This is a genomic window from Vibrio sp. 1F253 (genome assembly GCF_041439295.1).
Classification (GTDB): domain Bacteria; phylum Pseudomonadota; class Gammaproteobacteria; order Enterobacterales; family Vibrionaceae; genus Vibrio; species Vibrio tasmaniensis_A.
The window spans coordinates 1-7,337 of the sequence record NZ_JBGONU010000086.1 but is presented as its reverse complement, the minus strand read 5'-3'; the positions used below and the strand labels follow the sequence as shown (position 1 = coordinate 7,337).

Here is a 7,337-nt window from a genome sequence, read left to right as displayed (position 1 = left end):
AGAAATACGCGAAACGGGGTTGTTCTATCTTTAAATTTAATTACGCAACAAAGCCCTTTGTCAGTTAAAAACAGTAGAAACGAAAAAACCCCGCTGGTTAGGCGAGGTTTTCTAATGTGGTAATCGTGCGTCAAACAATAATATTTGTCAATTTATACATTCAATTAGTTCTGGGTATTGTCCATACTTTTTTGATAAACGTAACGATGCCGAACGTTCCAGTATTTGATGAGTCGCCCAAGCCTTATCAGAGATTGGCTGCAATAATATAAAATACGCTAACAAGTCTAATAACTCACTTTCTGTAATCAAGTTATAGCCGACAAAATGGTAAGATTTACCGCTATCAAATATATAACCTTTCAAACCCAAAATATGCAAGACATCTTTAACAACTTTTAAATTCTGATTATTTGATTTAATTTTAAAGTCAAGCATTGGTATATGACGCTCAGACCCATCACTAAGTATAACTTTCGAGTTAATTGCAACATCTTCATGTATATCAGAAGAAATAAAATTCAAAAAATCAACTTTTGTCAAATGTGTATAAGTTTCATTTTTATTGTGGAAAAGTGCATTTTTCATAAAACACTTATCTAATACTTCACCACCCTCAGCTAGAGAAAACAAAGACTCCCAAAAACTCGAACCTTTCCTTTCTTTTTCATAAAGAGCCCTATTAATAATACCCATATTTCTATTGCTGGAATTTCGCTCTCTATCTTGAACTTTATTATTAGAAGAAAATCTAAAAACCCTAAGCACATCTATTTTCGGATTCCTATTTATGATTTCTAAGTAACATTTAACGTTTCTCATTTATAGTTCCTCAAATGATTTGGGATTTCTTACACAGGCTTCGATATCACGAAAGTTATCATATATCCAGTTTTCGTATCGTGTTTCACCTTTCTTAAATTTAGTAGTGACAATTATATCACCAATAGGGTAATTTCTTCCTATCGATGGTAGAGGTGTTGTAACACCACTTGCAACAATTGCTTTAAAAGATGACGTTTCTTTAATCTCTCTAAATAAATAGCTTAATCGACTATTACCTTTAATTACTATGTGATTACCACCATGCCTTTCCAAAACAATGGGCGTTATTAAAAATTCAACACCATCAGAAAACTTAATAACACTAGGTTCAAATAAATCCAGATTATATTTACCAAGTAAGACATTAAACTTATCAATTTGGTTGTATTTATATGACTCAACATATTTCGTCATCAACTTCATATCATCCAAATTAATCACCTTTTCTTCAAAAGTAATTCTTCCGTTTTGATAATGACCTACACTTTTCAATTTATCAATATGATTTTCACTAGATTTCTTTTCAATAGAAAATATTTTCCTGTTACGTTCTATTTCGTCATGAACCTGATTTTCATTTTCAGGAATACCAAGCTCATTGAACAACGCTTCGTTCACATACAAGTCACGAGTTCCGTCATAAATAGCACCATTACCGATATTCCTTTTAAGGTCATCGCCTTTATATAAACAAATCGCTTTGTTTTTCTCGCCTTTAAACAAAAAAGCATTGAAGGGAACAGATTCTCTTTCGATTAAATTAATTCCAAACCTATTAATTAGAAACCGACGGTATTTTTCATGCTCTGCATCCTTGTCTTCCATCTTTGACATCTTTTTTGTTATAAAAGTTATTTTCATACCTTCTACTAGCCAACCAAGAATCGTCGGGAATAAGCTATAAATAAGTTTCGTATTATCAAAACACAAATATACTTTATTATAAAAACCAACATTTTCCATGACAACTGAGTTCATTATATGATCGCGAGTTAATTTTTTGTCATCCTTAACTTCTGACTTACTAATTTCTTCCATTTCATTATTGAAAAAATCTTCTGCAGCTTTTACCCCTTTAGAAATGGTATCAACAATCAAGTCATCATTAATTAGTTCAAAATCTGTCGTACTAACATCCAAATCTTTAATTACAATGTTGTATGTATTGTTTTGCAGCATTTCTTGAATGTTAATTGCACCATCTATAACAGCACTCGCTACGCTCTGAAAATAAGATTTAAAACACTTTATTGGTTCAACTTTACCGCTTAATGTAAAACACAATATTTTTTCAAAGTGCCTTTCTCCATCATTGAGAGTGAAAGATGGAAGATTACTAACTAAACCACCGTCAAGATAGCTCATATCAACAGGCTGAAAGTACAAAGGAATTGTACAAGATGACCTTACAGCTTTTGCAACTGACTCTCCTCCACCACTGATACTATTATTCCAGATTATCTGTTGTTGTTTATTTATATCCGTGGCGATAACATGTAATGGAAGCTTAAGGTCATTAAAACAGACATCTCGGTCATTAATGTTCAATAGCTTTTGCAGTTCTTTCCGTAACCACACTTCTAGTTCCTCTGAAGAATACAAGCCCAGGTTATCTAGAATATTCAGTATCTTCTGTAAATCACTATCATTCCCAGTAAAGATACTTGCAGCCTTCCTCCTTTTTTCAAACCCCTTAAATCCAAACTTGCTAGATATACCTTTATCTGCAGGAGCTTTAAAGCTTTTAAAATCTACATTGAATAGTAAGTTTTCTAAATAATCTGGAGTCGCTCCAGCTGCGATCAACGCGGCAAAAATCGAACCAGCAGAGGTGCCCGCAACTTCAGAGAAATTACCCCCTCTTCTTTTCACTTCTTTGTAAGCACCTACGAATGCAAGTGCTTTACAACCCCCTCCCTGAAAAACCCCTAAGCAGTTTTTAAAGTTCATAGTTTGATTCAATTGATCTTTTCCGTCCACTTAGCCGCCCTTAGAAATAAATGTTAATAAGTAACTGTATTAACTGATATTAACATATTCAATTCTCCCTCTTGAACTACTTTCTCTTGCTCATACCTTCCCTGCAACGCCAAAGCGGCTACACTGCGCTTATCCACCAAGCGTTTAACCAACTTACCTGAAATAGACTAGTACTTCTTAAAGCGTGAGAAGGTAACCGGTAAGGTTTGGCAGAAGTAAGCAAAGCGGGGGTTTCTTGTGTCCAGCCTATACGGCCACCATCGCAGCATGGACAGGTTCTGCTTGCTCGGTTCTTGGCAATGTATTTACCGCTGCCATTACATTCAGGGCAAACTTGGCCGAACAGATGAGTTGCCTCTGTTACCACCAAGGCCTCTAGTGCTTTGTCTAGGTATCGGCCTCGCCATGTTTCCATTAGTGTGTTGGCTTCAATCAGGGTGACTTGGTATAGGTTTGCCTTGTAAGCACTCAACCAAGGCCAGCGATCCCCCACTACGCTGCGAGAATCCGTTACCGACATCGTGGAAATCACTTGAGTCCAGATCGATGATCGCTTGGTAACGCAATTTTATGTCTAAAAAAGATATCAGCAAGTTTGATGAAGTAATTACTTTCCATCTATCTCTAACTGCTTAGGGTTCCACTTCCCTTCATGAATCGCTGAATTGACGTCTCTTCTTGGTAACCAGCCCATGGTTTCGAGTTCGGGTTTATCTTTGAAGTGGTCAACGTAGCCGATGCATAAGTACGCCACAATATCGATGTTTTCTGGGATATCTAATGCGTCTCGCAGTGTTGAGTCATGCAGGATACTCACCCACCCTAATCCGAGGTTTTCGGCTCTTGCTGCGAGCCATAGGTTTTGAACCGCACACACGGTGCTGTACAGATCCATCTCTTGTTTGATGGTTCGACCTAGCACGACCTTTCCGGTTCGATTACGGTCACAAGTCACGCAGATACCGATAGGTGATTCGACGATGCCTTCTAGTTTTAGGCGCTTATACATCGCCTGCTTTTCATCGGCGAACATTTCCGCGGATTCTGCATGAGCCTGATTAAAACCGGCTTTGATTTGTTGTTTGGTTTCGATATCACGGACAACGACAAAGTCCCAAGGCTGCATAAATCCAACACTGGGAGCATGGTGCGCAGCGGTTAACACACGCATCAACACATCTTCAGGGATCTCTTCTGGAAGAAACTGTCCACGAACATCTCGGCGAGAGAAAATCGTTTTATATACTGCATCGCGTTCATTCGGCGTAATTTCCATACATCCCTGTCTTATCGTCGTCTTATTGAGCCAGTATTATCCAACTAAAGTGTCTATGTTACTAGCGGTACACAAGCAACATGGTAGAATGCCGCCATTAATCTTATCCTTGTATAAGATTGTTGAACCTTTCCATCGCTATTTAGCCAAATCATACCGAGAAACTTATGCCATTTTCCAAGCTTGGATTAAGCTCACCTATTGTTAAAGCCGTTGCAAAACAAGGCTATGAAAAGCCAACCTCTATTCAAGAAAAAGCAATTCCGATTGTGCTTTCTGGTAAGAACCTAATTGCTGCTGCACAAACAGGTACAGGTAAAACTGCGAGCTTTGTTCTCCCTATCTTAGAAATGCTAAGTAAAGGTGAAACACAACGTAAAAAACGTATTCGCGCTGTTATTCTGACACCAACTCGTGAGCTTGCGATTCAGGTTGAACAGAACATTACTAAATACGCGAAGTTCCTAAACCTAACATCACTAGCGATGTACGGTGGCGTGTCTTACCAACACCAGAAAGACCGCTTGATCGAAGGTGTCGATATTCTTGTGGCAACTCCAGGTCGTTTAATCGATATGTACGGACAACGTGCCGTTCATTTTGATGAAGTTGAAGTACTGGTTCTTGATGAAGCTGACCGCATGCTAGACATGGGTTTCATCGAAGACATCAACAAGATCATCGCGCGTTTGCCACAAAACATTCAAAACCTCTTGTTCTCAGCAACGCTATCAACGCCAGTTCGTGCGCTAGCGAAAAGCGCAATCAGTGAAGCGGAAGAGATTTCAATTGCCAAAACTGACGCTTCTAAAGCGAACATTGAGCAATGGTTGGTAACCGTCGATAAAGACCGCAAATCTGCGCTATTAAGCCACATGATCACTGACGGTGAATGGGACCAAGCGCTTATCTTTATCGAGACCAAACACGGCGCGGCTAAGTTAGTTGCCCAACTTGAAAAGCGTGGCATCCAAGCTGAAGCTTTCCACAGTGGGCGTAGCCAAGCGATTCGTGAAAAGATTCTGGCTGACTTTAAGAAAGGTCGTCTAAAATATCTAGTTGCAACGGGTGTTGCTGCTCGTGGTATCGATATCGATAACCTAAGCCGCGTAGTCAACTACGACATGCCTTTCCCAGCAGATGATTATGTTCACCGTATTGGTCGTACAGGCCGTGCTGATGCATCTGGTGAAGCGATCTCTTTCCTATCGAAAGATAACTTCAAGAACCTGTGCATCATTGAAAAGCGCCTGGGTCACTTGATTGAACGTCGCGTTGTTGAAGGTTTCGAACCACGCAAAGAAGTGCCAATCTCTGTATTGAACTTCGTTCCTAAGAAGAAAAGAGAGCAGCAACAAGACTAAGTAATTTCAGCTATAGAAAATGAAAAAGTCGCATTAGCCAAAATGAAAATAAAACGAAGCCCATGTGGCTTCGTTTTGCTCTTAGAAATACATATAAAGTTGAGGCAATAAGATGATCACTCCTATCGCAACGAGATTAACTAGAGGCCAAGATCTAAAGCTTGAGCTCCAAAAACTAGTGACCACACAGAACATCTCGGCAGGTTCTATCGCGTCGTGCGTCGGTTGTGTTTCTCAACTCAATATTCGTCTGGCTAATGCGAACAACACCAAGCTAATCAAAGCTCCATTCGAAATCGTATCTGTGATGGCAACGCTAACCCCGAACCACCAGCATATTCATATATCCGTTGCTGATGAAAATGGTGACGTGATTGGCGGTCATCTGTTGGAGGGAACGATTATCGCCACCACCGCTGAATTGATTGTGCACCGTTACGATACTTTGACCTTCAACAGAGAGCATGATGATACGACGGGTTACACTGAGCTCACGATCAGCAGTAACACATAATAGCTTCACTGATAGCAGCACCAAACACCTCATATAAAGCGATACCACCCAATAGTAATTAGGAAACACGATGGCTCCAAACTCCGCAGACTCCGTTATCGTTCTCGATTTCGAAACCACAGGCTTATCACCAAACATGGGTGACCGAGCGATTGAAATCGGTGCGGTTAAATTAGTTAACGGCGAAGTCGTCGACACCTTCCAGCAGCTCATGAACCCAGGGTTTCGTGTTAGCGGGTTCATTGAAAGCTATACCGGGATCAGTAATCGTATGTTAAGCACTGCGGCCAGTTGCAGTGAAGTAATGGATGAGTTTGCAGACTTTATCCAAGGCAGCCAACTTGTTGCTCACAATGCATCGTTTGATAAGCGCTTTCTTGATGCGGAATTAGACTTTATTGGCAGAGACTACACAGGCAAGTTCGCTTGCTCAATGTTGATTGCTCGCCGTCTCATCCAAGACGCACCGACTCATAAGCTAGGCGACCTTGTGCGTTTTAAAAATATCGACAACGACGGTACTTTCCACAGAGCGTTAGCCGATTCAGAAATGACAGCACGGTTATGGTTATTGATGATTGATGAGCTTCAAAAGAACCACGGCATTCAACAGCCGAGTTTTCAACTGATGCAGAAAATATCTAAGACCGCTAAAGGTTCAATTCCAAAACTTCTGATGAGCAACAGAAGTTAAATGTCTAAACTCTCTCCCCTTCAGGGGTGATTGAAAGGCTAGTCGCATGGATAACAGCTAGCCTTTAGAACGAAAGAAGACTCTACTCCTGCAGTGATTCAAATGTTCCTTTAAGGCTTGCTAATTCACTCATGAAATAAGCCCACTGCTTATTAGTACTGCTTTCTACGATATCGACTAAAAAATTGGCTGATGTCTGCATGTTCTTGTTAAGCTCAGGCTCAAGTCCTTCAGGGTAATAAGCTTCATTGTTCAGAAGCAGGTTCATAATAATCGGCTGAGCTATATCTAAGTCGCTTTTCTTTTCTATCAGTGTCGATAAATCTTGGTAGGTATTATTTTGATATTGGCGCCAGTTATCGTTGGTATTTACCCATTCTTGAGACCAAGTTGAAATAATCTGCTTTTGCTCTTTCGATACCGATCCTAGCCATCGCTCTAACCGATCTTCAATTCGACTTCGATAACGTTCTCTCGAATCTTCATCATTCAATGATAATCTTTCTTCGTAATATTCTTGCTGCTTTTCCCTAAAGTTCTTTAAGAATTCATTATCTTGTTTAGGGTTAAACTGCATGCTTAAAGCGTAAATATCAGGAGAGAACTTACTAACGATTGAGCGAATATGGTCGGCTTTGTTGCGTAATTAAATTTAAAGATAGAACAACCCCGTTTCGCGTATTT

General features: G+C 39.8%; 7 protein-coding genes and 1 pseudogene. 3 read left to right on the top strand and 5 right to left on the bottom strand.

Annotation, left to right across the window (positions count from 1 at the left end; all coding sequences use genetic code 11):
* Positions 1 to 147 precede the first annotated feature (147 nt).
* The 4 genes from ACED28_RS22255 to bluB form a co-directional block, all read right to left on the bottom strand.
* Positions 148 to 822 (bottom strand): hypothetical protein, encoded by a 675-nt coding sequence (locus ACED28_RS22255; RefSeq protein ID WP_371710776.1) that lies wholly within the window; start codon positions 820 to 822, stop codon positions 148 to 150.
* Entirely contained in the window at positions 823 to 2,805 is a 1,983-nt protein-coding gene (locus ACED28_RS22250) for a patatin-like phospholipase family protein (RefSeq protein ID WP_371710775.1), read from the bottom strand.
* 118 nt (positions 2,806 to 2,923) lie between these two features.
* A complete protein-coding gene (locus ACED28_RS22245) occupies positions 2,924 to 3,325 on the bottom strand; it encodes a hypothetical protein (protein WP_371710774.1) in 402 nt (133 codons plus the stop codon).
* A gap of 87 nt (positions 3,326 to 3,412) precedes the next feature.
* Positions 3,413 to 4,081: a 5,6-dimethylbenzimidazole synthase gene (bluB, locus tag ACED28_RS22240; protein WP_371710773.1), complete on the bottom strand. Its 669-nt coding sequence runs from the start codon at positions 4,079 to 4,081 to the stop codon at positions 3,413 to 3,415.
* A 167-nt stretch (positions 4,082 to 4,248) separates the two neighbouring features.
* Here bluB and ACED28_RS22235 point away from each other — a divergent pair, with 167 nt between their 5' ends.
* The 3 genes from ACED28_RS22235 to ACED28_RS22225 all read left to right on the top strand — a co-directional run bounded on the left by ACED28_RS22235 (position 4,249) and on the right by ACED28_RS22225 (position 6,653).
* Positions 4,249 to 5,445: a DEAD/DEAH box helicase gene (locus tag ACED28_RS22235; protein WP_371710772.1), complete on the top strand. Its 1,197-nt coding sequence runs from the start codon at positions 4,249 to 4,251 to the stop codon at positions 5,443 to 5,445.
* Positions 5,446 to 5,557: 112 nt separating this feature from the next.
* Entirely contained in the window at positions 5,558 to 5,959 is a 402-nt protein-coding gene (locus tag ACED28_RS22230) for a PPC domain-containing DNA-binding protein (protein ID WP_102582521.1), read from the top strand.
* Positions 5,960 to 6,029: 70 nt separating this feature from the next.
* A complete protein-coding gene (locus ACED28_RS22225; protein ID WP_371710770.1) occupies positions 6,030 to 6,653 on the top strand; it encodes a PolC-type DNA polymerase III in 624 nt (207 codons plus the stop codon).
* 82 nt (positions 6,654 to 6,735) lie between these two features.
* Here the strand turns inward: ACED28_RS22225 and ACED28_RS22220 are convergent.
* Positions 6,736 to 7,284: pseudogene (locus tag ACED28_RS22220) on the bottom strand (DUF6279 family lipoprotein); the annotation flags it as partial.
* Positions 7,285 to 7,337: the final 53 nt, after the last annotated feature.

Coding starts and splice junctions, on each gene's coding strand:
- ACED28_RS22225 (WP_371710770.1), top strand. CDS start 6,030: ATGGCTCCAAACTCCGCAGACTCCGTTATCGTTCTCGATTTCGAAACC.
- bluB (WP_371710773.1), bottom strand. CDS start 4,081: ATGGAAATTACGCCGAATGAACGCGATGCAGTATATAAAACGATTTTC.
- ACED28_RS22245 (WP_371710774.1), bottom strand. CDS start 3,325: ATGTCGGTAACGGATTCTCGCAGCGTAGTGGGGGATCGCTGGCCTTGG.
- ACED28_RS22235 (WP_371710772.1), top strand. CDS start 4,249: ATGCCATTTTCCAAGCTTGGATTAAGCTCACCTATTGTTAAAGCCGTT.
- ACED28_RS22230 (WP_102582521.1), top strand. CDS start 5,558: ATGATCACTCCTATCGCAACGAGATTAACTAGAGGCCAAGATCTAAAG.
- ACED28_RS22255 (WP_371710776.1), bottom strand. CDS start 822: ATGAGAAACGTTAAATGTTACTTAGAAATCATAAATAGGAATCCGAAA.